Source organism: Bacillus sp. SA1-12, from assembly GCF_000981385.1.
Lineage (GTDB): Bacteria > Bacillota > Bacilli > Bacillales > Bacillaceae > Metabacillus.
Genome location: NZ_LATZ01000004.1, coordinates 163,649 through 188,210, shown reverse-complemented (window position 1 = coordinate 188,210; position 24,562 = coordinate 163,649). Strand labels below are relative to the sequence as shown.

The following is a 24,562-nucleotide window of genomic DNA, read 5'->3' as shown; positions in this document are numbered from 1 at the left end:
AATGGATCTTAAATCGTTTAAAATCCTCTATATTGAAATTGTTAAAGGGGTCTGACCCTTTTAAGGCGGTATTATTTTGTTAGTTCAATTAATAATTTCAATGCATTTTCTTTATTTTTTGAATCCGCCCGTATTGCCGCAATTTTCTTCTCATCATTGACTTGGACTCCCTCAAAGAACCTTGTGTCAGAAACGACAATTCCGTATAAATGTTCAGCATTATCTTCAGGTGATGTTGCATAGACAAGCTTATCTGCTTCAACGTTTTCTTTAAGCGATGGCTCCAATTCATCTAGTGGCAGGAACATTTCATTCGTCATGAGCAGTTCAAAGTTATCAGGATCCATTACATAGACATCTGATTTATCAGATGTAAGCGTCACAACACTTTTTTGCTGCATGCCAACATCCATCGAGTCGTTTATTTCTGTCGGCGAATAATTCAAATTAACGGTTACCCTCTTCCATGAAGGAATGTCAGCCAAGACATTCTCCGAAACAGCCATTGTGTCACTATTTGGTTCAAAATAGTCACCATGCAGCAAAATGCTTACATTTTCAGGAGGAAGACTTGCCAATCTTTTTTGTTCCTGAAAATGAGAAACGACACTTTGGGTCACATAGACACAAAGTGCAATTAGAAGGATCACCCCAATGATATGGAGCTTGTAGTAATGGAGAAAATGATCCGATTTCTCACGGAAGGTAGCAGGGCCTTGCTTTTCCTCGGTACCATCCCGATAAGCTTTAATCTTATTATAGGCATTGGTTATCAGATCAAAATCAAAAGGCTTTTCTCCATCCTCCTGACTTTGATATGCATGATTCCGCCGAATCCATGTCATATATTGTTTTTCAATTTGGTCATCAGTAGCATCTTCTGGAACACCTAGTACTTTGTAAGCTTCTTGTATGTCCAATTCAGCGTCACTCCTCATTTCCTGGTTTGCTTTATAGTTTATAAGTGAAAATGTGAGGTAAAAAAAATAGATTACTATAAAGATACCTCAAATTGAAGGCGTTTGCACTATGTATCAAGATTTTGCGAAAAGAATTTTTAAAGATATTTAAATAGGTTATGAAGAAGATAGTAAATATGTAATAAGCTTATTGACTAATTTAAAATGATGTTGTCTTTTATAGGCGGTGTTATGCTCTTTTATCCAGCTTTCGTTTTATTTTGGAGTTATAAAAACTTATATCAATGAGTTCTGGCAGATAGAATCTATTATTTATAATAAATAACTAACCATGAGGTACTTTATAAGTTACTATTATAGATGTGTAAGCGGATAACAAAAGTTAAAGGTGGAAAAAGGATGTTAACTAAAGAAGAGATTCGGCTTCGCGATCCATTTATTTTGCCGAAGTATGAGACAAAGACGTATTTTCTTTATGGAACGACCGATGAAAATGTATGGGATGGAAAGGGAACGGGATTTGATGTTTACAAGAGTAAGGATTTGCTAAACTGGGAAGGTCCCTTTCCTGCCTTTCGACCAGATGAAGGATTTTGGGCAGACCATCATTTTTGGGCTCCAGAGGTTCATTTATATAATGGGAGATATTATATGTTTGCCTCATTTAAAGCAGTGGACAAATGCCGGGGTACGCAAATTCTTGTTTCAGATAATCCACTTGGCCCATTTACGCCACTTACAGATGAACCGGTAACTCCAAGGGATTGGGAATGCCTTGATGGCACACTGTTTTTAGATGATCAGCAGGATCCATGGATGATCTTTTGTCATGAATGGCTGCAAGTCGAAGATGGAGAAATTTGTGCGATCCGCTTGACTAAGGATCTTCGGAAAGCGGCAGGTGAACCGGTGCTGTTATTTAAAGCAAGTGATGCGGGCTGGACTGTACCTGCACATGAAAGAAATTATGTAACAGATGGTCCCTTCCTTTTTCGAAATAGTCAAGGGGAGCTGCAAATGCTGTGGTCTAGCAGGGGACAGGAGGGGTATGCGATCGGTGTGGCCCATTCAACATCAGGCAATATTTTAGGTCCGTGGGTACATGATAAAAGGGCACTTTTTGATAAGGATGGCGGTCATGGAATGTTATTCTATACTTTTTCAAATCAGCTAATGCTCACCATTCATGCCCCAAATAAAACGCCGAATGAACGGCCGGTCTTTTTTAACCTGGATGAGGTTGACGGGAAATTGATCATAAAATAATTGTACATTCTTGAAAACATCAAGCCGAAGGGTGGATCCCTTCGGCTTTGCTATCGGTTTTCTTTATTCTTCTTCAACCGCTACAGCAAGTAAAGCTGAATGACTAGCTGCATGGTTTATAGCTGTTTCGCTTGCCTTTGAACTAGCCTTTGCTTCTGCTTTATTTGTAATGGAAGGATTAACTTCGGCATCTCCTTCTTCTGCAGCTTCAAGAGGTGTTTCATCAACAGCTGCCTCTTCTGTAGATTTATCAGAAGCTTCTTCCTCAGTACCTTCTTCCTTATTTGTAACTACAGTCTCATTCGTAGCTTGCTCTTCTGATGTTTCCGTTTCAATAACAGCTAGTACAAGTACGGCTGAGTTACTAGCTGCATGTGCTTTCGCGTTCAAACTAGCGTGTTCACTAGCCATCGCTTTTGCTTTATTTTCAGCAGAGGGAATTACCTTCTTCTCTGTTTTTGCATCTGCTTTGGCATCAGCATCAAGTTCAACTTGTTCCTCATTCTTTTCTGTTTTAACCTCATCAGCAGCATTTAGATCTTCTGCTTTTTTAGATTTTTTAACAACAACCTCAGCTGCATCTACTGTTTCGACTTCTTCTGATATATCGTCAGCAAAAACAGCAGAGTTTGCAGCTGCATGCGATTTTGCATTTTGGCTTGAACGCTCATTAGCCATAGAGTTTGCTTTGTTAGCAGCAGATGGGTTTGTTTTTTCTTTTCCTTCCACCTCTGCCTGCTCTTTCGCTTTAACCTCAGTTTTTTCCGGTTCTGCATCGTTGTTTGCTTGTACTGCAGAATGTACATTTGCATGGGCTTTTGCTGTTTCGCTTGCTTTTACACGGGCCTGTGCATTGACTTTATTAGCTGTACTTGTTTTTACTTGAACAGCTTTCGTTTCTGAAGCTTGCTCAACCTTTACAGCAGCTCCTTGACCGCCATGGTTTCCTTGACCAGCTGCTTCACTTACCTGTCCTCCAGCAAAAAAACCGACTGAAAGTACGCCTGCCAATACAAATAATTTTACAATTGTTGTTCCTTTTAAGTTAAACGTCATCATTATTCTCTCCCTTTTTCTTCATTTGATCTCCATAAATGTCATGATGTTTGTTTATAAGAAAAAAGGAGCAGTCTTTGGCGGCTTTGCTGGCGGGGCATTAATCCATTGATTACGATACACGTGTGCTTTTGAGACAAAGGTCTGAATAAGTCTCAAATTCCACTGTTTTTCAAATTCAATCCATTTCTCAACCGTACTATTCCAGCTTTTACTGGTACCTGAACGATCTTTTGCTGACCCCCCTGGTAGCTTCGTATTCTGTGAAGAGCTTATTGTCTGGATGTCTATAGGATATTGATGTTTGTGAGAAGGAGTATTCTGTTCTTCTTGCGAATCCTTGCTCAAATAATTGATTGAGGCCTTTTCGGATGGATCTTGCTTACTTATGATAGCTTTATTTTGATTTTTCTCATCCGCTTCTTTCTTAGCTTTTCTGATTAATAGATCCTTCTCGGCATCAATAGTAGATGTAGTATTTTCAATAGGCTCTTTTGTAGGTTTTCCCGGTCCATTCTTAGTTGAAGGCTTAGCTTGAGTTGATGGTTGCTGAGCCTGTTTTATGATTGGTTCTTTATTTTGCCCCTTGCTGATTTCCTCTTTATTGGGTTTTACAGGCAAAGTATGTTCATTATTCGTAACAACTTTAGATGTTCTTGCCCTTTGCGCTTTTTCACTTGCTTGCTCCCGTAACTGACTGCTTTGAGTTTTAACCGAATCGATTGGATTGTCCAACGTTTTGCCAGTCTTTTCGGAAAGGGAGGACACCGTTTGTTTAGGAGTATTGATTGAACCAGACAGTTGATCGGAATTCTCCTCTTCCCTTATTTGAGGACTTATCAATGCTGGTTTCTTTTCCTGAGGCTGTTCTAGTTGCTGAGAAGGATTAACCTCTGTATCAACTCCATTTTTTTCAGCGAATGCATCTGCTGGAAAGAATAGCGTCATACCTGCGATGAAACCGCAAAAAATGAAATGTCGGAAGTGCATGCTCTCACCTCCTTTCAGATTTTTTAGCAAACATATAGATATAAAATTCATCATAAGTTGACAATTTCCGTCCGTTGAAAGCGTTTTTAGTAGAGGTTTTTGCTTTTACCCTATACAGTTCCTGGGCTTCAAGTACTATTTCATGAAAGATTAAGAAATTATTTATTCAAATTTTAACGGGATGTAAAATCAAGTTTCCAGATTCAAGAGAAGCTAAGAAGATAAGCCGGGAATAAATGGTTGAGTAGAACGTAGTGGAGCTTCACAGGGATAAGGATTTACTTCTAATAATGACTATTCACCTATATGGATGAAGTTAATGTGTAAAATCACCTATAAATTTACATTTTCATTCATTTTTTTACAAAATATTAAAATTTTTCTAAAACGAGGACAATATTGTATTTCTAGTATTGTAATTGTTCTTAATAGATTAAAAGAACAAATTAAAAACAAAAAAGGAGGTATAAACATGCATTTTTTAAAGGGATCATCACTCTATCTGCCAGAACATGGACACATGGACAGAAGGAGATTTATGAAGTATACAGGCGGTACCTTTGCTTCTTTGGTTGCACTTAGCTTGCTTCCAGTTGATAAGGTGTTAGCAACTTCTGAATCTCCTAAGTTTAAAGACAATCCCTTTAAACTTGGGGTGGCATCAGGAGATCCCCTCCCTGACAGTATTGTGTTATGGACAAGGCTTGCGCCTGAGCCGCTTGCTGAGGATGGACTTGGCGGAATGCCTGACCGTAAAGTTCCCGTACAGTGGGAGCTTGCAGAAGATGAGAATTTTAATAAGATCATCAAGCGCGGTACATCACTCGCTGTGCCAGAGCTTGCTCACTCGGTGCATATTGAAGTCCATGGTTTACAACCATCAAGGTATTACTGGTATCGATTCAAAGCTGGCTCGGAGATAAGCCCTGTTGGCCGTACGAAAACCGCACCATTACCAAATGATCATCTTTCTGAGTTAACATTTAGTGTGGCATCTTGCCAAGCATGGTACCATGGCTACTTTACTGCTTACAAACATATGGTGAATGATCATCCTGATGTGGTCTTCTTTCTTGGTGACTATATTTATGAGTACGCTATCAACTCTAGCAATTTAAAGAGAGATGTTACTTTGTCCAGTGCTCACAACAGCAAGACCACCACTTTAAGCCAATATCGTTTACGATATTCTTTATTTAAGACAGATCCTGATTTACAGGCTATTCATGCGGCTGCTCCGTGGATTGTTACGGGGGATGATCATGAGGTTGAGAATAACTATGCTGGCGGTAACTCTCAGTACGGTATTTCCGAAGAGGAATTCCTTCGCCAGCGGGCTGCTGCTTATCAAGCATTCTATGAAAATCTTCCTTTAAGAAGTACTTGTATTCCTAGCGGCCCTGATATGCTCATGTATCGCAATTTCCGTTTTGGTGATTTAGCTGACTTCAACGTCCTTGATACACGCCAGTACAGGGATAATTATGCTTGCGGTAAAGTTATCGCAAATTGTGAGGAGCGTTTAGACCCATCACGTTCGATTCTTGGGAATGAACAAGAACGTTGGCTCATTCAGGGGCTTAGCAAGTCGGATACGACATGGAATGTATTGGCACAGCAGATCGTAATGGCACAAATTGACCGCGATACGGGAGATGGAATGACATACAGTATGGATCAATGGGATGGATTTGTCGCTTCACGCGAGCGGATATTCTCTGCGTATAAACAATATGGCATTAAGAATCCTGTCGTGCTAACCGGTGATATTCATCGACATGCAGCTGCAGATCTCAAGGCCGACTTTAACAATCCTGATTCAAAAACAATTGGCACCGAGCTAATCACTACATCTATCGCTTCTGATGCGGATGGTGCAGAAACTGATTCTCTTGCAGCATTATGGTTAGGCAACCCTCAAGTGAAACTATACAATGCACAGCGAGGGTATGTTCGCTGCAAAATGACTCACAAGCAAATGCAAGCAGATTTTCAAGTTATGCCTTACGTTACTCGTCCAGGTGCTCCGAGCTCAACCTATGCTCGTTTTGTTGTTGAAGCTGGTAACCCGGGTTTGCAAAAAGAGAAATTGATATCCAATTGGTGAAAATTAGTTAAGCCTTTACAATTAAGGACTAGTCATTCCATCTAAATGAGAACAGAGAAGAGAAAGAGGAGGAATAGATATGTTTTACAAGAAAAAATCATCACTTTATGTACCGGATAAAGAGCATATGAATAGACGACGTTTCCTTAAATTTTCAGGCGGGACATTTGCATCGTTAGTTGCAGCGAGCTTTCTCCCTGTAGATGCAGTTTTGGCTGCTTCTGAAACGCCTAAATTTAAGGATAATCCTTTTAAGCTGGGGGTGGCATCAGGGGATCCGCTGCCAGACGGAGTTGTATTGTGGACAAGGCTGGCACCTGAGCCGCTGGCAGAGGATGGTCTTGGCGGAATGCCTGATCATAAGGTTCCTGTTCATTGGGAGATAGCGGAGGATGAGAATTTCCGAAAGGTAGCAAAGCGCGGGACGTCTGTAGCCATGCCTGAGTTAGCCCACTCGGTTCATGTAGAGGTCAGCGGTTTGAAACCATCTCGTTATTATTGGTATCGATTTAGAGCTGGAACAGAAATAAGTCCGGTTGGCAGAACGAAAACAGCTCCAGGATATGGTGCAAAAGTTCCTTCTTTGTCATTTGCATTTGCTTCATGCCAGGCTTGGTATGAAGGATTTTACACAGCGTATAAACATATGGCGCAAGAAGACTTGGATCTTGTCTTACACCTTGGTGACTATATTTACGAGTATAAGATTGGTCCGACAGGAGGAGTAAGAAACGTACCGCTTCCACCTGTTCATAACAACCAAACCGTTACATTAAGCCAGTATCGCCTTAGATATTCCTTATTTAAAACCGATCCAGATCTTCAAGCCGCACATGCTAAGTTTCCTTGGGTAGTAACAGGCGATGACCACGAAGTAGAAAATAATTATGCAGACGATATCTCAGAATATGGAGTATCACGTGAAGATTTTCTCGCACAACGAGCAGCTGCTTATCAGGCATTTTATGAAAACTTACCTCTAAGAAGCACATCAATTCCGAACGGTCCAGACATGCTGCTTTACCGTAAACTATCCTATGGGAATTTAGCCCAATTTAATGTGCTCGACACCCGTCAATATCGTGATGATCAGATAAAAACAAACACGCCAACAGAGGAAACGATGGATCCGAATCGCACGATGCTTGGAAAAGAACAGGAGCGTTGGCTGTTAAATAACCTTGGCAACTCGACTGCTACTTGGAACGTTCTAGCCCAACAAATTTTTATGTTTCAGGCTGATCACAATTCCGGCCCTGAAATGATAATTGGTAATGACACATGGGATGGTTATGCAGGAGCCCGAAAACGTCTCTTTTCTGAGATAATCGAACGGAAGGTTAAAAATTTCGTTGTGTTGACGGGGGATGCACATCGGAGCGTTGCTGCAGAATTAAAAGAAAATTTTGATGATCCAAACTCAGCAACAATCGGGACTGAGTTTCTTGGAACCTCCATTACTTCTGGAAAAGATGGTGCGGATATGGATAACTTAGGAAGGGAATGGTTAGCGGCAAATCCTCATATGAAATTTCACAACGCTCAGCGCGGGTATGTGCGATGCAACCTTACACCTGATCGCTGGCTGACAGATTTCCGTGTCCTTCCTTACGTGACAAGACCTGATGCACCAATTAGTACCCGTGCTAGCTTTGTTGTAGAGAATAATCGTCCAGGTTTACAGCAAGCGTAAAATGATACATCTGTAGGAAATCCCTTTAGGATAAAGGGGAAGATTTAGTATTTATAAGATTGATTTTTCTCACCTGAAATCGTCCTTATCTATTTTTTATGAATAGAATAATTAAATAGAAAGTAAACGATAACTATTTTTAATTTGTAGCATAAAAATGGGCCCTAGTAGTGAAACTGGAGGCTCATTTTTCTTTTCTAGAAACATAACGATAAAGTTGAAGATGCCAGAGTGCTATAGTAAAAGAGTATGATTGCAGGATGGAAGTTTTTAATAATTTGATTGAGGTGAAAAAAATGATTTTAGACTTAAAAGGTGAGCCGAATATGGATCCAGTTGTAGGGATGCTTTATTCAGCTGTAGATGGCAATTACAACCGATTGAAAGCAATTGTTGCAGATATGTCACAAGAGGAAATCGATTATAAGGGTTCAAAACAACAATATAATAGTACTGCACAATTAATAAGGCATTTAGCCTATGTGGACCTCAACTGGATTTTTAGACTAAAGGGTGAGCCGGTACACAAATTACTTGAGGAAAGGTACGGACCAATGTTAGATAAAAACAATGAAATTCCGATGATAAAGGGAGTTTCTTTAGAAAGGATTCTCACTGATTATGATGAGGTATTCAACATATTTAAATCTTTATGCTTACAGTTAAAGGATAATCAATTAAGTAAGATTGTTGATTATCAAAATGGAGCGACAATCCGTTGGGGAATCTGGCATATTGCCGATCATAATAGATACCACTAGGCTCATATTAATCAACTTCGTAAATGGTATAAAGAAGAGCGGGAATTAACAGTAGGGTAAGGATAGAAAGGAATTAGCCCTTCCTTTCTATCCTCTTAAAATAGGTGAAATATTTATAATCAGTTTTAGTGTCAAGCTCTAGGCACTATCGGTCATGCATAGTACGTATAAATGCAGATTCGAGATTAGGACATCGCGTTTTTATTTGTCTCTAGGATTTAACTACTCCGGAATTGAAAGTAAAGTTCACCTTCTATTCCGGAGTGCTTTATTTGCACTTGATTAAAGTGCCCTGAGCCTATGTTTCGTGTTTTAATACAATTTTCCATGCCGATATAAAATCGTGCATAGCTTCATCACAGCTTGAATATAGCAGTTTTGCCGCAAAGGATATGGATCGTCATAGAATTGCGGCAGAATGGTGGTCATGGTAGAGGTCATTTTGTCGAAAAGGAGCTTGAAAACCTCTTCCTCGCTGTAAAATTGTGTTTCTCTTCCTTGCATCCATTCTAAATAAGAAACGATAACCCCTCCCGCATTGGCAAGAATGTCAGGGATGATGATCACACCTTTATCGCTTAAGTATTTATCTGCATCACCAGTGACTGGCGCATTTGCCCCTTCCACAATGATTTTCGCCTTAACTTGCTTCATATTGGCTTTATGGATTTGATCCTCTAAGGCAGCTAACAATAAAACATCCACATCAAGATAAAGAAGTTCATTGCGATTTAGGATCACTACTTCAATACCGAGCTCAGATAACTGTTTTTCTGTGGTAGGAAGCTCGCCCTTATTCGTTCTGGCAAACGTAACTAATGCAGGAATATCTAACCCATTTGAATTGAATAAGGTAACATTTCTATCACTTACAGCAACAACTTTATTTTGCAGATGGGTACAGCGGCAGGCCTCCAGAGCAGCAATAGAGCCAACATTTCCAAAGCCTTGTACCGCAATTTTTAGAGGCCGATCTCCAAGCGATAACGTAGTTTTGGCGAAGGGATTAGGATTTTCTGAAAGCCATTCCTTATGTTCTATGAGAAAATTGTGAAGCATATAGCGGAAAGTAAAATAAACTCCTTTACCTGTTGCTCCGCGGCGTCCTAATGATCCTCCGTTAACAACACTTTTTCCCGTGAAGCTTCCGCGATATGGTTTTCCGGGGTTGATGCTTTTATATTCTGCCATCATCCAATCCATTTCACGCTCACCTGTCCCGACATCTGGCGCAGGAATATCCTTGTCAGGACCTAGAATATCACTGAAATATCGGACATATTTTTCACATATTAAATGCAGCTCCTTATCAGAGTAATCCTTTGGGTTAATGACAACGCCTCCTTTTCCGCCGCCAAAGGGAACTTCGTGAAGGGCATTTTTTAATGTCATTAATGCAGCAAGGTTAACCACCTCGTCTTCATTGACCGATTCGTGAAAGCGAATCCCTCCTTTGTAAGGTCCCAGGGTATCATTATGCTGAACGCGAAAGGCAGGAATTCGGATGACTTTCCCTTTTTCCAAAGGTACACGCAGAAAGGATTTATGGATATGATTTGGAGTGGAAAGGATTGCAGCTAATGAAGTAAAAGCCTGTTTTCTTAGATCGTCCATGTAAATCAGGCAAAAAGGATTTGTCTTCTAACAAAGCATGTAATGATTGTTGGACAATATCCCCTGTTTGGCTTGCCATATGCATAACCCTCCTTTTCTTTTAACATGCCATCATACGAAACGTTTTTGTTGATTATGTCAGTTTAAGAGAAGGAGTATTAATTATTAAACTTATTGATTCATAGAGGATAATTCCTTTTAGATGACGAATCCACTAGGATCATGTTACTTTTACAGTAATCTGCCAATTGAAGTTGAAAACGAAATGATTGACTACAGAAGCTGTACAGGAGGATTTCATTTGAACACCAACAATGAAACACGAAAAATTTCATTATACTACCATCTATTTTTCATTGTCATTACATTTATTTATTGGTTCTCGCTTTATATCTACGTCCCTGTTTTTGTTGAATATTTAGATTATCTTGGAGGAGCCTATACGCTAGTGGGATTTATCGCGGGGAGCTACGGAATTATGCAAATATTGCTAAGACTGCCGATCGGGATTCTATCAGATAAAATGCAAATACGAAAGCCATTTATTATTGCAGGGCTTGTAACAGGTGTGATTAGCTGCTTTGGGTTTGCTTTGACAGATAGCTTAGGCTTTGCTTTTGCTTCCCGGGTTCTTTCTGGCGTTACCGCATCCATGTGGGTTGCCTTTACTGTATTGTACGCAAGTTATTTTAAAGCGGAAGATACAACGAAGGCCATGGGGAATATCCAGTTTGTCACTGTTGCCTCACAGCTTATCAGCATGGGCCTTAGTGGTTATCTTGTTAGTGAATGGGGATGGAAGGCACCTTTTTGGTTAGGAGGAATCATTGGCTGTCTCGGTATTATCATGTCATTTGGGGTGAAGGAAGTCCAGAGTCAAACAGGCGATAAAAAAATCGAGATGGGAGAATTGCGTGCCGTCATTAAAGACCCGATTGTGCTGAAAGTAGCTCTTTTATCTGCGTTAGCAAATGCTGTCCTGTTCATTACTATGTTTGGCTTCACGCCAACCTATGCTTTAAATATAGGAGCAACAAAAGAAAGCTTAATTATCCTAGTTTTTAGCTTTATGGTGCCGCATGCGATTGCACCGATTATTACCGGAAGATATTTACTCAATCGCTATCATAAGTGGTCTATTTTAATCGTTGGATTTTTAGGAACATTTGTCTTTACCTCTATTATTCCTTTTGTTTCAAATTTGCAATGGCTATATGTGACACAGGCATTAAATGGCTATGCCCAAGGAATGACAATCCCTCTTTTAATGGGAATGGCAATTCAAACGATTTCATTATCAAAGCGGGCAACAGCTATGGGGCTATTCCAGGCGATCTATGCACTCGGAATTTTCCTTGGCCCTTTTGTGGCAGGAATGTTTAGTCAAATGGTGAACTTTTCAGCTGTGTTTTATCTGGCTGGTGCAGTGGGGTTGATTGGTATGATGCTTTCCATTGCATGGGGACGGAAACAATTGAATTCTAATAGGATGGTAAATAACGAAAAAAAGATACATTCTTTATAAATCATTAGGACTTGTCGGCTGCGGCAGGTCCTTTATCCTTTTTCTAAGAGTGGTGGATAGGTGCTTGTCATCCAATTCTTAAGCACAGGACATGCAAGTGCAGGAAGATAAGAACATTGCCCTTTTGACTGACAGCGATTTGCTCTCTGGAGTCCAGAGATTCATGAGCTAAAGGTAAGGAAAAGTACCTTGTAGTCATGTGCTCTTAATTGCCCATGACTCCAGGCCCACTGAGCTTTTGTTAATAAAGTGCAAAGAAAGATTTAATAAAATGTTAAGAAAAGAACTATTCAATCATTTGTAAATTAAAGGTATACTAACATGTGGGATTAAAGAATATCTGGATCCTATTTATTTTGCATGAGAAGGATCACATTGTAAATTGAAACAATAATTTTTTGGAGGTTTAAATGGAAAATTGGATAACAGGTATAATTGAACAATTTGGTTACGTAGGAATCTTTCTGATGATTGCGCTGGAAAATGTTTTTCCTCCAATACCATCTGAGGTGATTCTTACATTCGGGGGCATGCTGACGAATTTTACTGACTTAACGGTCCCGGGCGTAATTCTGTCGGCGACTTTGGGATCTGTTGTCGGAGCAGTCATTTTATATAAGATTGGAAATCTTCTTGATGTTGAAAGACTTGAGAAAATAGTTGATCGCTGGGGGAAGGTTCTTCAAGTAAAGAGAAAGGACATTTACAAGGCGGATCAATGGTTTGATAAGTACGGATATTGGACAGTCCTTATCTGCCGCGTTATCCCGTTAATCAGAAGTCTCATTTCGATCCCAGCTGGAATGGCAAGTCTGAACTTTTGGCTCTTTCTCCTTTTTACAACGGTTGGAACATTAGTATGGAACGTTATTTTAGTTACAGTTGGTGCAAAATTTGGAGAGTCATGGGAAAAAGTTGTTGAAGTGATGGATATTTATTCAAATGTTGTCTATGCTGTAATTGCACTTGGAGTGATTGTTGTGCTGGCATTGTTTATTAAAAAGAGAAAAAGGAATAAGGGAGATTAATAAATGGATATTCTAACAATCTTAAAAGCCGTTATTCTAGGATTAGTAGAAGGATTAACGGAATTTGCGCCTGTATCGTCAACAGGTCATATGATTATCGTTGATGATATGTGGCTGCAGTCTGAAGAGTTTCTTGGGAAATATGTAGCAAATACGTTTAAAATTGTCATTCAGCTCGGATCCATTTTAGCTGTTGTAGTCGTTTTTAGGAATCGTTTTATTGATTTACTAGGTTTAGGCCGTCTCAATAAAGAGTCAGTTTCTGAAGGTCAAAATCGTCTGAAGCTTTCACAAGTAATTGTGGGATTGATTCCAGCTGGTGTACTTGGTGTTCTGTTTGAAGATTTTATTGATGAGCATTTATTTTCAATCGAAACGGTATTAATCGGTTTAGTTGCCGGGGCCATTTTGATGATTTTAGCAGATATCTTCGGACCAAAACAGCCTAAGACTGAAACAGTGGACCAAATCACTTATAAACAAGCGTTCACGGTTGGACTTATCCAATGTCTTTCTTTATGGCCTGGCTTCTCTCGTTCAGGCTCAACCATTTCCGGCGGGGTTTTACTAGGCATGAACCACCGTACAGCTTCTGATTTCACGTTTATCATGGCAGTTCCGATTATGGCCGGCGCCAGCTTTTTATCATTACTGAAAAACTGGGAGTACTTTACGCTTGATGCAATGCCATTTTTTATTGCAGGGTTTATTAGTGCGTTCGTGTTTGCATTAATATCGATCCGCTTTTTCTTAAAGCTGATTAATAAAATTAAGCTTGTTCCATTTGCGATTTACCGCATTCTTTTAGTAGTGGTTATCTATTTAGTTTATTTTTAAGTATATCGGCTAAGAAGCACATTTTGTGTTTTCTTAGCCTTTTTGTTTGAAATGAATGGGGGAACGGAGAAATGAAAGCTATAAAAATAGCTGCAGCAGCTTTACTCATCTTAATTGTTTTAGGCTATGGGTTCTTGCAATTAATTAATTCTACAAGCTTTCAACTTTTCGGTGAAATCATCCATAAAGCAGAGACAGAAGAAAAGGTTGTCGCTTTAACATTTGATGATGGACCGACAATGAAAACAGAAGATATTCTAAAAATTCTTCAAGAAAAGGACATAAAAGCCACCTTTTTTCTAACAGGAAAAGAAATTGAGGAAAATATGGAAGAAGCGAAAAAAATCGCTCTAGCAGGACATGAAGTAGGAAATCATACGTTTTCCCATCAAAGAATGGTCTTCAAATCTCCTTCTTTTATAAAAGAAGAAGTAGAGAATACAGACAAACTTATTAGAGAAATTGGCTATGAAGGAGACATTCTCTTTCGGCCGCCATATGGGAAAAAGCTCTTTTTTCTGCCAAAATACTTAGCAGACCATGATCGTAAATCAATCCTATGGGATATTGAGCCGGAGACAGATCCAGAGATTGGCGCTGATTCAGAAAAAATCGTTCAACATGTTAGTGATCATGCTAAAAGTGGATCGATTATCTTACTGCATGTTATGTATGATAGCCGAAAGGAATCACTAGGATCGGTTGAAGGGATCATAAATAAATTAACTGAGCAAGGATACGAATTTAAAACCGTATCAGAGCTCCTAAAATATGAAAAAGCTAATAATAATTAGGTTAAAGGTCCGAATGCATCGGGCATTTTTTTATTAGGTTGGCCGATTGCCTGATGAAAAATAGATTTCAATATTAATAACTTTACATTCCCGGAGGAACATACAGATTTAAAAAGACAAATACAGAGAGATTTCCAATATCAACTAGGACATGTGAAAATAAAGGCCAACGTAAGCTTTTTGTTTTATACCTGATAACTGACCAAATGATACCCATGATAAAGAGGACTATGAATAATTGGATTGAACGATTTCCAATTGAGAAGATACCCCAAAGCAGCGAATGACTTAGAGAAAATAGAAAACTGGAATAAAAGACAATTGCCCAGGCAGGAAGGTTTTTACCAGCATCCAATAATAATCCCCTCCAATATCCTTGCTCAAACCAAGGATTAATCAGAGCAAAAAATAAAACAAAGATGGCAATCGTCGGATATTCAATAATTAATGAGTAATTTGGAATAAGAATTCCTGCAACAGGAAAGAGCCCAATTAAAATTCCGATGATCAGCCACTTCTTTTTAAAGAGTGGTTTTTTAAACCAGTCTTTAATGGTGGTAATTGAAACAAAACCAACAATCATCAATCCTAGTAATGTCCAGTATAACAAGGCTGTTAATACCCAAGAGTATGCTTGGATATATGAGTTGCTAATTGATATGATGAAATGAATAACTGTAATAATCAAAATTGGCGATAATAGGATAAAGCCTCTTTTCTGTTTACTTTTTAAATGTAATATGAAATTCACCTGCATTTCGTGTTATTAAGAAAAAAGATTGGGAACTTAACCCCAATTATTATCTTAACTTAAGTAAATAACAATTTCATCCAAAATTATAATATATTGGATGAATTATATACAACGACAATTCGAATAGATAAAATGAATAAAGTGTCTGAATATGTAAGTAATGGGAGTAAATGAAACAAAAGTACCTAATGATCCGTATTTACAATAAAAGAAGGGGAGTTGATGAAATGAGTAAATATTCGATTAATGAATTTATCAAACAAACCGAACAGGAAGATAAAGGGGAAGGTCTTTTTGAATTAGAAACACCTCGTATGCTAGAGGTAAACCTGGATGGACAGGTTTGGGCAAAAGCAGGATCGATGGTTGCTTATAATGGACAAATAAAATTTGAACGTGAAGGTTTGCTTGAGCATGGATGGGGAAAAACATTTAAAAAAGCGCTGACAGGTGAAGGAGCGGCATTAATGAAGGCAAAAGGACAAGGGAAAATGTATCTCGCAGACCAAGGGAAAAAGGTTATTATTCTTGATTTGCAGGATGATATTATTTTTGTGAACGGAAATGACCTGCTTGCCTTTGAATCAAATCTTCGTTGGGATATTAAGCTGATGAAACGTATTGCTGGTATGATGGCCGGCGGTCTCTTCAATGTCAGATGTGAGGGAACAGGGATGATTGCGATCACCTCTCATTATGAGCCTTTAACCTTAAGAGTAACTCCGGGAAAGCCAGTGATTACCGATCCGAATGCAACAGTTGCTTGGTCTGGCCAATTGCAGCCTGAATTTCAAACCGATATTACCTTAAAAACATTTTTGGGGAGAGGAAGCGGCGAATCGATCCAAATGAGATTTGAAGGTGAGGGCTTTGTTGTTGTTCAGCCTTTTGAAGAGTCTTATATGAAACCAACTAGTTCATAATTCTTTCATAAAGTTGGAAGAAGGATTTTTTCTAAAAAAATGGTAAAATAATAGCAGCAACTGTTCACACTGGCCCCAATTTTTAAAAATACTACATCTCAGGCCCTAGAATAACATAGAGCCTGAGCATGTTTTAACATTCAGTGATTCATAGGATGATAGAAAAGAGGAGATCTCAAAGTCTCATTTAAATATGAGGGCTTTTCTATTCGATCAAAACGCGTTACAATCAATGTCTAAGTACACAATCTTTCATCATCACTAATTATTTGCCTAAGTTAGGAGATACAAACGTGTTGGTAAGCAAATCAAAAGTTTTAATATTAACAGAGAAATATGGAAACGGACATATTCAAGTAGCGAAAACCTTGGAAAATGAATGTAAAAAAATGGGGTTTAAGCAAGTTGTCGTTTCCGAGCTATACAAAGAGTCACACCCACTCATTTCGAAAATAACAAAACATTTATATATTAAGAGTTTTTCTTATGGAAAACGATTTTACAAGATTTTTTATTATGGAATCGATAAGATGTACAACAAGCGCTTCATGAACCTGTATTATACGCTTGGTCAAAAAAAGCTGAAAGAACTGATTCAGACTGAGAAGCCGGATATGATTATCAATACATTTCCAATGATGGTTGTTCCGGAATATCGGAATAAGACAGGTGAGGTTATCCCGACTTTTAATGTGGTAACAGACTTTTGCCTTCATAAAATTTGGGTGCATCAACATATCGATAAATATTATGTTGCAAGTGAAAATGTCAAAGAAAAATTAGTCGAGCTTGGGGTAAGCCAAAATCAAGTGAAGATTACCGGAATCCCCATTCGTGAACAGTTCGAAATGGCTAACGTTAAAAAGGAAGAGGTATATCAAAAATACAATTTAGATCCAAATAAGGAAATTGTATTAATTATGGCCGGAGCACATGGGGTCTTAAAAAATGTAAAATATATATGTGAATCCTTTGTCAACCAGGAAAATCTGCAGGTTGTCATTGTTTGCGGAAATAACACTGCGCTGATGAGAAAGCTTGAGCCGTTTGCAGTGGCCCATCCTAAAACAATTATTCCATTGGGCTATGTAGAGAAGGTCGACGAGTTATTCCGAATTGCATCCTGTATGATTACAAAGCCAGGCGGAATTACCTTATCTGAAGCTACAGCACTTGGCGTGCCAGTCATATTATACAAGCCGGTGCCTGGTCAGGAACAGGAAAATGCCTTATATTTTGAAGAAAAACGATCTGCCATGATCGTCAATGATTATAATGAAATGAAAGAAGTTGTCATCGAACTTCTTAATAATAAAAAAACATTAAAAGAAATGAAAGAAAACATTAAGCAAATGCACTATCCAAACTCCGCTCGAGCGGTTTTGGAGGATATGATTGGCGAGGTATTCAAACAAGATGTTACAGAACGTTCACGTGCCAAAAAAGCGGTTAAGATGAGGGTCGGAATGTCCTGATTATCTTACACCAAAAAAATCATGTGCATTGAAGGACTGTCTTAAAAGGGTCTGCTTTCCTAACAGATACTACTATAAGGTATTTGTGGGGAGCAGTCCCTTTTTTTGTTATCTCAAAACTCAAGGGGGTAATTAATTATTTTAAATTGAAATTGATATATTTAAAAATTATTAATAAAAAAATTAATAATTTTAAAAATTAAATTGATAAATTTAATTAAAATTATATAATGGAAGTATCGAGAGGAAAGGAGAGAAACATGGCATTTCCACTTCTAACAGATTGTCCAGTTTGTCATAAAACTTTAACCGTAACAAAATTGCATTGTTCTAATTGCCGTACGAATATTGAAAATGAGTTTGCGTTATCCAAATTCTCATCCCTTGCTGCGGAGCAGCTTCGTTTTATTGAGGTCTTCTTAAAATGCAGGGGGAATATTAAAGAAGTTGAAAAGGAGCTTTCCGTTTCATATCCTACCGTTCGCGGAAAGTTAAATGAAATTATTGAGGCATTAGGATATTCTGACCGTACGAAACAAAAGGTTGATAAGAAAAAAGTGATCTCAATGCTTGATGCTGGAGAAATAACGGCTGAAGAGGCCATTCAATTACTAAAAGAAAATGAGGAGGATGCGTAATGAAAGAAGAAATTTCAAAGGTAATGACCATGGTGCAAGAAGGGAAATTGGATGTTGAAAAAGCAACAGAGCTACTCCACGTTATGAAGGGGAATAAAGAGAGCAGTATCCATGTTGATACGAGCTCAGGTTATCATAAAAGGATGCTTAAAATTAAAGTTGAATCTACTGATAAAGATAATATTAATGTCAATGTTCCAATTAATCTTGTAAAAGCTGTTTTAAAAGCTGGCCATGGAATTGCTGCAAATGTACCGCAGGCTGCGGTGTACGTAAAGGATATTGATATTGACCTTCTCATCCATGCGATAGAAAATGAAGTAGATGGCCAGATCGTTGATGTTGCTTCTGCAAACGGAGATAAGGTTTCCGTTGTTATTGAGTAAGAAGAATGATTAAAGTCATGATTAAAACAAGAAGACATGTTCAATTTATGATTCCAGTCCCCTATGCTGTTTTGAACTGTTTAGGAGCTTTGCTCTCCTCGCAGCTGCTTTGGAAACAGATTAAAAAATGGACTAACCAGACGAAAGCAGACCCCTGGATCCCAGATTCACTCGATAAAGAAATGTTCAATATCATCATTACTTCTTTAAAAAACCATAAAGGATTGACACTTGTTGATGCTGAATTGCAAGAGAACATGAAAGTTAAAATTATCTTATAAACAATAAAGGGGCTGCCCCTTTGGTATTGAGACAGCCCCATACATTTTTTATATACCTGCAGCCTTCTTCTTTTCCTTTCGCGGCCAAATAAAATAACTAATCGTAAAAATTAAATCAATCCCCAGGGCAAGAGACCATATTCTCAATACGCCGCTTAATGCTTCTGTGCGGGAAGAATCGTTTACTATAAAGATAATGGCTGCCAACAAACCTGCTCCAATGACATAGGCGATGATATGCCTCAAGAAATTCGTAAAATTATGCTTTGCGTAATCCAAACCATATTGCTTCCTAGGCTTTTCCCCTTGTTTCAATACATAGTACAGAAAACGTTGATCTGCCCATTCAATCATACTTTTACCATAGGCAAGCGAGACGCCGATATATACAGCAGCAAGTGCATGGGCAAGTGTTGCGTCAGCTCCGCGATATAAATCAAAACCTGCTGTAATTAACAGGATCAAATCGATAAGAGGGGTTAATGCTAATAAAATGAGGCCAAATCGTTTTTGCTTAAAGAGATAACGTGCTGTCAAACCTAAAAAAATAACAACCCAAAAAGCAATTTCACAAAAAACAATCATCCATCCTACTAAACTCATAAAGGACACCTCTTTTCAATACAATTGTATTATATAAACTCAGCATACAATAAAATATTTTTTGATACAAGTGTATTATAAAATTCTGTGCTTTTTGGTAAAATAAACATATGCCAAAAATAGTTGATCATGAATGGAGAAAAAAATTAATAGCAGAAGCTTCATGGAGGGTTATTTTAGAACGGGGAATGGAAGGTGCAACTGTTAGAAATATCGCAAAAGAAGCTGGTCTGTCACTTGGTGCCTTGCGACATTATTTTTCAACACAGGATGAGCTGCTCATCTTTGCAATGAAACTGGTGATTGAACGAGTAACAGAACGAATAAAAAAAATTGCCGTTCAAGAATTACCTCCAAAAGAAAAAATACTTAAGATCATTCTAGAAATCGTGCCAACGAATGACGAATCTATGGCAGAAATGGAGGTTTGGTTTGCCTTTACTGCATATGCAAGACATAAAAAGGGATTTGATGCCCATCATGATGGACTTTTAACAGGAATGCAGAGATTAATTGATTCAATGGATCAATACCAGCTGATAAAAGAAAACGTGGACAAGTCGATCGAGGTGGAGCGGCTGTATGCGTTAGTGGACGGTATCGCCTTACATGCCATGCTTGATCCTAAGAGGCTTAATCGAGACCGAATTTATACGTTATTTGTCTATCATTTAAATTCAATTTGTAAAGAAGAATTTGCTCCATTATAACGGGCAGTATATCTATTCTTTGAGAGAGTTAAGAAGAAAAGTAAGGACATACCCGCAAAGGACCGATGGAGGATTGTTGTCCAATTCAGGCAAGACATAAGGCCATAGCGGTCTAAACGTGATAAGTTTCTCTAACCATTAGTGAGGGATGGGTCAACTTCCTTCGCCATGTCCTGTGGAAAAGTCGGCACTTATACAGCCTGTACTTCGAGAAAACCCCCACTGATGTTATTAAAAAAATATAGTCAGGAGGTTTACTAGTGGAACAAACAGTTAGAAAAGAGCATTCAGTCCAAACCGTTAAAGCCCAGGTTCAAGCACAGAAACAGTTTTTTCAAAGTGGGAAAACCAGATCGAAAGAATTTAGAATCAGTATGCTTGAAACACTCGCAGAGCAAGTCCGTACACATGAGGAGGAAATCTGCGAGTCTTTAAAGCAAGACTTAAATAAATCAAAAACAGAGGCTTATCTAACCGAAATTGGCTTTCTTTTGGAGGAAATCCGCTTTACCCTAAAGCATCTCGACAAATGGATGAAGCCTGAAAAAGCAAAGACAGCCAAAACTCATATTGGGTCAAGAGCATATAAAATCGCAGAACCCTATGGTGTTACACTGATTATTGCACCATGGAACTATCCATTTCAATTACAACTGGCCCCGCTTATTGGAGCAATCGCAGCAGGGAATACAGCCATTTTAAAGCCGTCAGAATTAACGCCGCATACTTCCAACCTGTTAGCTAAATTAATAAAAGAGGAGTTTGATCCATCATATATTGCCGTCATGGAGGGCGGTGTAGAAACAACAACCAACTTACTTGAACAGCCATTTGACTATATTTTCTTTACCGGAAGTGTCCAGGTTGGAAAAATTGTCATGCAGGCAGCAGCAAAACAATTAATTCCGCTAACCTTAGAGCTGGGCGGAAAAAGTCCCTGTATTGTTGATGAAACAGCTGACATTAAATTAGCTGCTAAACGAATCGCCTTTGGTAAATGGACAAATGCCGGTCAAACATGTATTGCCCCTGACTACTTATATGTTCATAAAAGGATTCGCCATCAGTTTATTGACGAGTTGAAATCTGTCGTTCTTGATTTTTATGGCAAAAATCCAGTTGAAAACGAGGACTATGTGAGCATTGTTAATGATCGTCATTATAACCGACTAATAAGTTATATGACTGATGGGGAGATTTTGTTTGGCGGTCAATTAAGTAATGAAAAGCGTAAAATTGCACCAACATTGCTAGTGCCCAATGCACTAACCGTTCCTGTCATGACTGAAGAAATATTTGGACCGATCCTTCCTATTCTCGAATATGAAACGATTCAGGAGGTAATCGAATTTGTTACAAGTCGTCCAAAACCATTGGCCCTTTATGTCTTTACAACCGATGAAGGGGTAGAAAAAATGGTGACAGAATCCATTTCCTTTGGCGGCGGATGTGTGAACGACACATTAATGCATATCGCTACACCGTACTTGCCGTTTGGAGGGGTAGGAGAGAGCGGAATGGGGACCTACCATGGTGAATCCAGCTTTACTGCGTTTTCCCATTTTAAAAGTGTCCTGAAACAAACGAATCGTTTTGACTTGAGTATTCGCTATCCTAATGCGAAAAATAGGCTGAAGATGATAAAACGCTTGATGAAATGAAGCGGGTGATAGGAATCAGAGGAGGATTCCTATCACCAAACAAGGCCTTTCACTCTTTTTTAGGGGACAATCCGTGCAGCAAAAATTGAACAGTTCTTTCAATTTCAGCTTCATCATCCCATTCTGCCTCTGGTAAAAGTATATATCTTGCAATAACATAACCGAAAATTGTAGAAGCTGTCATGCGGATCACACTAAAAGCAGGGATTTCAATAATTTGTCCCTTTGCCTGGTAATGTTCAACGATTGTTTGAAAGCGTTCAATGATTTTTTTTCCGATATGTTCTTTGAATTGTTCCTTTAATTCGGGCTGAAAAGGAATTTCCTGAATTAGGATCCGGAAAAGCTGCATGTTATTGTTAAGAAAATGTATGCGATTTTCAATTATGGCTCTTAAGAAGTCTTCATAGGTTTCATAATTTTTATTTAATACCTTATTAAAATCCTTTATTACAAACGGGGCAATCAACTTTGCCATCATAGGAGAGACAATGGAAATCAGCAAATCTTTCTTTGTTTTATAGTGTCTAAAAATGGTCCCTTCTGCAACGCCGGCCTTTTTGGCAATTTCACTTGTTGATGTTGCTGCATAACCCTTTTCGGCAAACGAATCAATAGCCGCGGCTAATATCTTTTTTTGCTTTTCTGTTAAGCCTTCTTCTTGATCAAACCATGCATCAAATAATTTATCTTGTTCAGACATTTTTTACTCCTTCATAACTTGGATATAGTACTAATAATAATTGATTTTATAAAGAAGGTTAAATGCAATGATTAGATTTTTCGATATTTTCTAAGTGCCAGAATGTTTAGCAGTATAAATACAATAGAAAATCCCGCTAAAACGAGAAGGTCGATCTGTATTTCGCCCCACCCGTAACCTCTGACCATGACATTTCTTAATGCATCTGCTGCATAATACAACGGGGTAAACGGACCAATCCAGCTGAGCCACTCTGAAATCGTGTTTAAATTAAATAATCCGGAAAAGAAGACTTGGGGGACAACGATAATCGGAATAAATTGAATCATTTGCAGTTCATTATTGGCAAAGGCTGAAAGTAAAATTCCTAATGTTAGTGCTGTCAATGAAAGCAGCAAGGTGATTAAGAGCACATAGCCAAATGCTCCCTCCATCAGCATGCCTAACACATAAATGGCATATGCGGCGATAATGGAAGCTTGAATCACTGTAAATAGTCCGAATCCGATGACATACCCAATCACAATTTCCCATTTTCGCAACGGACTTGAAAGAAGCCGCTCCAATGTACCGGTCGTACGCTCTCTTAAGAATGATACACCTGCAATAAGGAAAACAAAGAAAAAGACGAAAAATCCTAGCAGAACCGGACCGAAATAATCAAACTGTCCCATTTCACTTGAACCATGCAAGTAATCAATCTCAAGCTGCTGAATGGCTTCCTTGTTTCCTTGCAGAGGCTTTAATGCCATTTGCAGCCATTTTAGTACTGCTGTATTTACACTTGGATCGCTGCCTTCAAGGGAAATTTCCGGTCCATTGCTGCCAAACTGGACATAACCATCAATTACTTGCTTTGCTAAGTCTTCATTTGCCTCTTTTTCATTGGCATATTCCGTGATTACTGCCCCATCCTGGTCTATTTTTTCTAGTAAAGCTTCTTGTACTGAAACAAAGCCAACCTTAGGCTGATAATCTTCCCCATTAAACACTAAGTTCAGCATAGTTAAAACAAGTATCGGAGCAAACAGCAGCAAGGCCATTGTTCTCTTATCACGGGTAATTTGACGCAGAATTCGGATAACTAAGGCTCTTATTCTCATGATTGAACCCCTCCATAAAAGAGAAAAGCCTCTTCAATGGTTGTTGAATTTGTTTTCTCTTTTAATTTTGCAGGCGTACCTACTGCAATCAAGGAACCATCGCGCATTAAGCCCAATTGATCACATTTTTCTGCTTCATCCATGACATGGGTGGTCACGATGATTGTTGTGCCTTTTTCCTTTAGTAAATAAAATGCATTCCAAATGCTTTTTCTCAGAACAGGGTCAATCCCAACTGTAGGTTCATCAAGAATTAAGACCTCAGGCTCGTGCAGGAGGGCAATAGCCAAAGAGAGTCTTCTTTTCATTCCGCCTGAATAGGCTGAAACAAGCTTGTCGAGATGATTTGTAAGTTGCACCAGCTCCATTACTTCATTTATTCTCTTGGTAAGTTTTTTTCCTTTTAACCCGTAAAGAGCACCAAAGAACGTTAGATTTTCCTTTGCTGACAATTCACCATAAAGCGCATCAGACTGTGCCATATAGCCGACCCTTTCGATCAATTTTAATGAAGGCATTTTCTCATGAAAAAGAAAGAGTTCACCAGAAGTTGGAATTTCCAACCCAACCAGCTGCTTTACTAACGTCGTTTTACCTGCACCAGAAGGACCTAAAAGGCCAAAGATCTCGCCTTCTTGTATAGCTAAAGAAATGTTTGATAAAACTTTCTGTTTTCCAAAAGCCTTTGAGATGTGTTGAATGGAAATTAATTCTTTTTCTTGCTTCATAAATCT

23 protein-coding genes and 1 pseudogene are annotated in these 24,562 nt (G+C 38.6%); 15 read left to right on the top strand and 9 right to left on the bottom strand.

All coding sequences use genetic code 11. From position 1 onward, the window contains the following. Window positions 1-71: 71 nt before the first annotated feature. Complete coding sequence (locus tag WQ54_RS04395; protein ID WP_046512656.1) at window positions 72-920, bottom strand: DnaJ domain-containing protein; 849 nt, start codon at window positions 918-920, stop codon at window positions 72-74. Between the two features lie 399 nt (window positions 921-1,319). On the opposite strand from WQ54_RS04395, the gene WQ54_RS04390 reads away from it, so the two are divergent. Further along, window positions 1,320-2,186, top strand: a complete 867-nt coding sequence (locus WQ54_RS04390) for a glycoside hydrolase family 43 protein (RefSeq protein WP_046512653.1) — start codon at window positions 1,320-1,322, stop codon at window positions 2,184-2,186. A 63-nt stretch (window positions 2,187-2,249) separates the two neighbouring features. On the opposite strand, the gene WQ54_RS04385 is transcribed toward WQ54_RS04390, so the two are convergent. Beyond that, a complete protein-coding gene (locus tag WQ54_RS04385; RefSeq protein ID WP_156177687.1) occupies window positions 2,250-3,245 on the bottom strand; it encodes a hypothetical protein in 996 nt (331 codons plus the stop codon). Window positions 3,246-3,296: 51 nt separating this feature from the next. Next, window positions 3,297-4,232, bottom strand: a complete 936-nt coding sequence (locus WQ54_RS31740) for a hypothetical protein (protein ID WP_052737649.1) — start codon at window positions 4,230-4,232, stop codon at window positions 3,297-3,299. Window positions 4,233-4,704: 472 nt separating this feature from the next. Between WQ54_RS31740 and WQ54_RS04375 the strand changes: the two genes are divergently transcribed. From WQ54_RS04375 to WQ54_RS04365, 3 genes are all read left to right on the top strand, one after another. Next, window positions 4,705-6,339 (top strand): alkaline phosphatase, encoded by a 1,635-nt coding sequence (locus WQ54_RS04375; RefSeq protein ID WP_231597444.1) that lies wholly within the window; start codon window positions 4,705-4,707, stop codon window positions 6,337-6,339. A 79-nt stretch (window positions 6,340-6,418) separates the two neighbouring features. Continuing rightward, the gene (locus WQ54_RS04370; RefSeq protein ID WP_084821821.1) at window positions 6,419-8,032 is read left to right on the top strand and encodes an alkaline phosphatase; all 1,614 of its coding nucleotides are present in this window, start codon (window positions 6,419-6,421) and stop codon (window positions 8,030-8,032) included. Between the two features lie 296 nt (window positions 8,033-8,328). Continuing rightward, the gene (locus WQ54_RS04365; protein WP_197089540.1) at window positions 8,329-8,793 is read left to right on the top strand and encodes a DinB family protein; all 465 of its coding nucleotides are present in this window, start codon (window positions 8,329-8,331) and stop codon (window positions 8,791-8,793) included. Window positions 8,794-9,105: 312 nt separating this feature from the next. Here WQ54_RS04365 and WQ54_RS04360 read toward each other — a convergent pair. Then, window positions 9,106-10,486, bottom strand: a pseudogene (locus tag WQ54_RS04360) (Glu/Leu/Phe/Val dehydrogenase). 222 nt (window positions 10,487-10,708) lie between these two features. Between WQ54_RS04360 and WQ54_RS04355 the strand changes: the two are divergent. The 4 genes from WQ54_RS04355 to WQ54_RS04340 all read left to right on the top strand — a co-directional run bounded on the left by WQ54_RS04355 (window position 10,709) and on the right by WQ54_RS04340 (window position 14,591). Then, the gene (locus WQ54_RS04355) at window positions 10,709-11,932 is read left to right on the top strand and encodes an MFS transporter (RefSeq protein ID WP_052737648.1); all 1,224 of its coding nucleotides are present in this window, start codon (window positions 10,709-10,711) and stop codon (window positions 11,930-11,932) included. Between the two features lie 410 nt (window positions 11,933-12,342). Further along, window positions 12,343-12,960: a DedA family protein gene (locus WQ54_RS04350; RefSeq protein WP_046512647.1), complete on the top strand. Its 618-nt coding sequence runs from the start codon at window positions 12,343-12,345 to the stop codon at window positions 12,958-12,960. 3 nt (window positions 12,961-12,963) lie between these two features. Further along, on the top strand, window positions 12,964-13,797 hold the full coding sequence (locus WQ54_RS04345) for an undecaprenyl-diphosphate phosphatase (protein WP_046512644.1): 834 nt from the start codon (window positions 12,964-12,966) through the stop codon (window positions 13,795-13,797). A gap of 71 nt (window positions 13,798-13,868) precedes the next feature. Then, window positions 13,869-14,591 (top strand): polysaccharide deacetylase family protein, encoded by a 723-nt coding sequence (locus WQ54_RS04340; protein ID WP_046512641.1) that lies wholly within the window; start codon window positions 13,869-13,871, stop codon window positions 14,589-14,591. Between the two features lie 82 nt (window positions 14,592-14,673). Here WQ54_RS04340 and WQ54_RS04335 read toward each other — a convergent pair whose 3' ends face one another. Next, window positions 14,674-15,342, bottom strand: coding sequence for a CPBP family glutamic-type intramembrane protease (locus tag WQ54_RS04335; protein ID WP_197089535.1), 669 nt, complete (start codon window positions 15,340-15,342; stop codon window positions 14,674-14,676). 230 nt (window positions 15,343-15,572) lie between these two features. Between WQ54_RS04335 and WQ54_RS04330 the strand changes: the two genes are divergently transcribed. The 5 genes from WQ54_RS04330 (at window position 15,573) to WQ54_RS04310 (ending at window position 19,048) form a co-directional block, all read left to right on the top strand. Next, window positions 15,573-16,268 carry an AIM24 family protein gene (locus WQ54_RS04330; RefSeq protein WP_046512636.1) on the top strand — a complete coding sequence of 232 codons (696 nt, stop codon included), beginning with the start codon at window positions 15,573-15,575 and terminating at the stop codon, window positions 16,266-16,268. 296 nt (window positions 16,269-16,564) lie between these two features. Continuing rightward, complete coding sequence (locus WQ54_RS04325) at window positions 16,565-17,743, top strand: diglucosyl diacylglycerol synthase (RefSeq protein WP_046512765.1); 1,179 nt, start codon at window positions 16,565-16,567, stop codon at window positions 17,741-17,743. A gap of 260 nt (window positions 17,744-18,003) precedes the next feature. Further along, entirely contained in the window at window positions 18,004-18,381 is a 378-nt protein-coding gene (locus WQ54_RS04320) for a DUF2089 domain-containing protein (RefSeq protein WP_046512633.1), read from the top strand. Beyond that, entirely contained in the window at window positions 18,381-18,767 is a 387-nt protein-coding gene (locus WQ54_RS04315) for a hypothetical protein (RefSeq protein WP_046512631.1), read from the top strand. The genes WQ54_RS04320 and WQ54_RS04315 overlap by 1 nt, the downstream gene beginning before the upstream one ends. Window positions 18,768-18,772: 5 nt before the next feature. Next, entirely contained in the window at window positions 18,773-19,048 is a 276-nt protein-coding gene (locus tag WQ54_RS04310) for a hypothetical protein (RefSeq protein ID WP_046512628.1), read from the top strand. Window positions 19,049-19,096: 48 nt separating this feature from the next. On the opposite strand, the gene WQ54_RS04305 is transcribed toward WQ54_RS04310, so the two are convergent. Next, window positions 19,097-19,651 (bottom strand): hypothetical protein, encoded by a 555-nt coding sequence (locus WQ54_RS04305; protein ID WP_046512625.1) that lies wholly within the window; start codon window positions 19,649-19,651, stop codon window positions 19,097-19,099. 110 nt (window positions 19,652-19,761) lie between these two features. Between WQ54_RS04305 and WQ54_RS04300 the strand changes: the two genes are divergently transcribed. Further along, complete coding sequence (locus tag WQ54_RS04300; protein ID WP_046512622.1) at window positions 19,762-20,361, top strand: TetR/AcrR family transcriptional regulator; 600 nt, start codon at window positions 19,762-19,764, stop codon at window positions 20,359-20,361. Between the two features lie 260 nt (window positions 20,362-20,621). Then, a complete protein-coding gene (locus WQ54_RS04295; RefSeq protein ID WP_046512619.1) occupies window positions 20,622-22,022 on the top strand; it encodes an aldehyde dehydrogenase in 1,401 nt (466 codons plus the stop codon). 49 nt (window positions 22,023-22,071) lie between these two features. Here WQ54_RS04295 and WQ54_RS04290 read toward each other — a convergent pair whose 3' ends face one another. From WQ54_RS04290 to WQ54_RS04280, 3 genes are all read right to left on the bottom strand, one after another. Beyond that, on the bottom strand, window positions 22,072-22,725 hold the full coding sequence (locus WQ54_RS04290) for a TetR/AcrR family transcriptional regulator (protein WP_046512616.1): 654 nt from the start codon (window positions 22,723-22,725) through the stop codon (window positions 22,072-22,074). A 71-nt stretch (window positions 22,726-22,796) separates the two neighbouring features. Then, window positions 22,797-23,828, bottom strand: a complete 1,032-nt coding sequence (locus tag WQ54_RS04285; RefSeq protein WP_046512614.1) for an ABC transporter permease — start codon at window positions 23,826-23,828, stop codon at window positions 22,797-22,799. Then, complete coding sequence (locus WQ54_RS04280) at window positions 23,825-24,556, bottom strand: ABC transporter ATP-binding protein (protein WP_046512611.1); 732 nt, start codon at window positions 24,554-24,556, stop codon at window positions 23,825-23,827. The genes WQ54_RS04285 and WQ54_RS04280 overlap by 4 nt, the downstream gene beginning before the upstream one ends. Between the last annotated feature and the right edge of the window lie 6 nt (window positions 24,557-24,562).

Excerpts from the sequence above, each read along its gene's own strand:
- WQ54_RS04390 (WP_046512653.1), top strand. The coding sequence starts at position 1,320 with ATGTTAACTAAAGAAGAGATTCGGCTTCGCGATCCATTTATTTTGCCG.
- WQ54_RS04385 (WP_156177687.1), bottom strand. The coding sequence starts at position 3,245 with ATGATGACGTTTAACTTAAAAGGAACAACAATTGTAAAATTATTTGTA.
- WQ54_RS31740 (WP_052737649.1), bottom strand. The coding sequence starts at position 4,232 with ATGCACTTCCGACATTTCATTTTTTGCGGTTTCATCGCAGGTATGACG.
- WQ54_RS04375 (WP_231597444.1), top strand. The coding sequence starts at position 4,705 with ATGCATTTTTTAAAGGGATCATCACTCTATCTGCCAGAACATGGACAC.
- WQ54_RS04370 (WP_084821821.1), top strand. The coding sequence starts at position 6,419 with ATGTTTTACAAGAAAAAATCATCACTTTATGTACCGGATAAAGAGCAT.
- WQ54_RS04365 (WP_197089540.1), top strand. The coding sequence starts at position 8,329 with ATGATTTTAGACTTAAAAGGTGAGCCGAATATGGATCCAGTTGTAGGG.
- WQ54_RS04350 (WP_046512647.1), top strand. The coding sequence starts at position 12,343 with ATGGAAAATTGGATAACAGGTATAATTGAACAATTTGGTTACGTAGGA.
- WQ54_RS04345 (WP_046512644.1), top strand. The coding sequence starts at position 12,964 with ATGGATATTCTAACAATCTTAAAAGCCGTTATTCTAGGATTAGTAGAA.
- WQ54_RS04340 (WP_046512641.1), top strand. The coding sequence starts at position 13,869 with ATGAAAGCTATAAAAATAGCTGCAGCAGCTTTACTCATCTTAATTGTT.
- WQ54_RS04330 (WP_046512636.1), top strand. The coding sequence starts at position 15,573 with ATGAGTAAATATTCGATTAATGAATTTATCAAACAAACCGAACAGGAA.
- WQ54_RS04320 (WP_046512633.1), top strand. The coding sequence starts at position 18,004 with ATGGCATTTCCACTTCTAACAGATTGTCCAGTTTGTCATAAAACTTTA.
- WQ54_RS04315 (WP_046512631.1), top strand. The coding sequence starts at position 18,381 with ATGAAAGAAGAAATTTCAAAGGTAATGACCATGGTGCAAGAAGGGAAA.
- WQ54_RS04310 (WP_046512628.1), top strand. The coding sequence starts at position 18,773 with ATGATTAAAGTCATGATTAAAACAAGAAGACATGTTCAATTTATGATT.
- WQ54_RS04305 (WP_046512625.1), bottom strand. The coding sequence starts at position 19,651 with ATGAGTTTAGTAGGATGGATGATTGTTTTTTGTGAAATTGCTTTTTGG.
- WQ54_RS04300 (WP_046512622.1), top strand. The coding sequence starts at position 19,762 with ATGCCAAAAATAGTTGATCATGAATGGAGAAAAAAATTAATAGCAGAA.
- WQ54_RS04290 (WP_046512616.1), bottom strand. The coding sequence starts at position 22,725 with ATGTCTGAACAAGATAAATTATTTGATGCATGGTTTGATCAAGAAGAA.
- WQ54_RS04285 (WP_046512614.1), bottom strand. The coding sequence starts at position 23,828 with ATGAGAATAAGAGCCTTAGTTATCCGAATTCTGCGTCAAATTACCCGT.
- WQ54_RS04280 (WP_046512611.1), bottom strand. The coding sequence starts at position 24,556 with ATGAAGCAAGAAAAAGAATTAATTTCCATTCAACACATCTCAAAGGCT.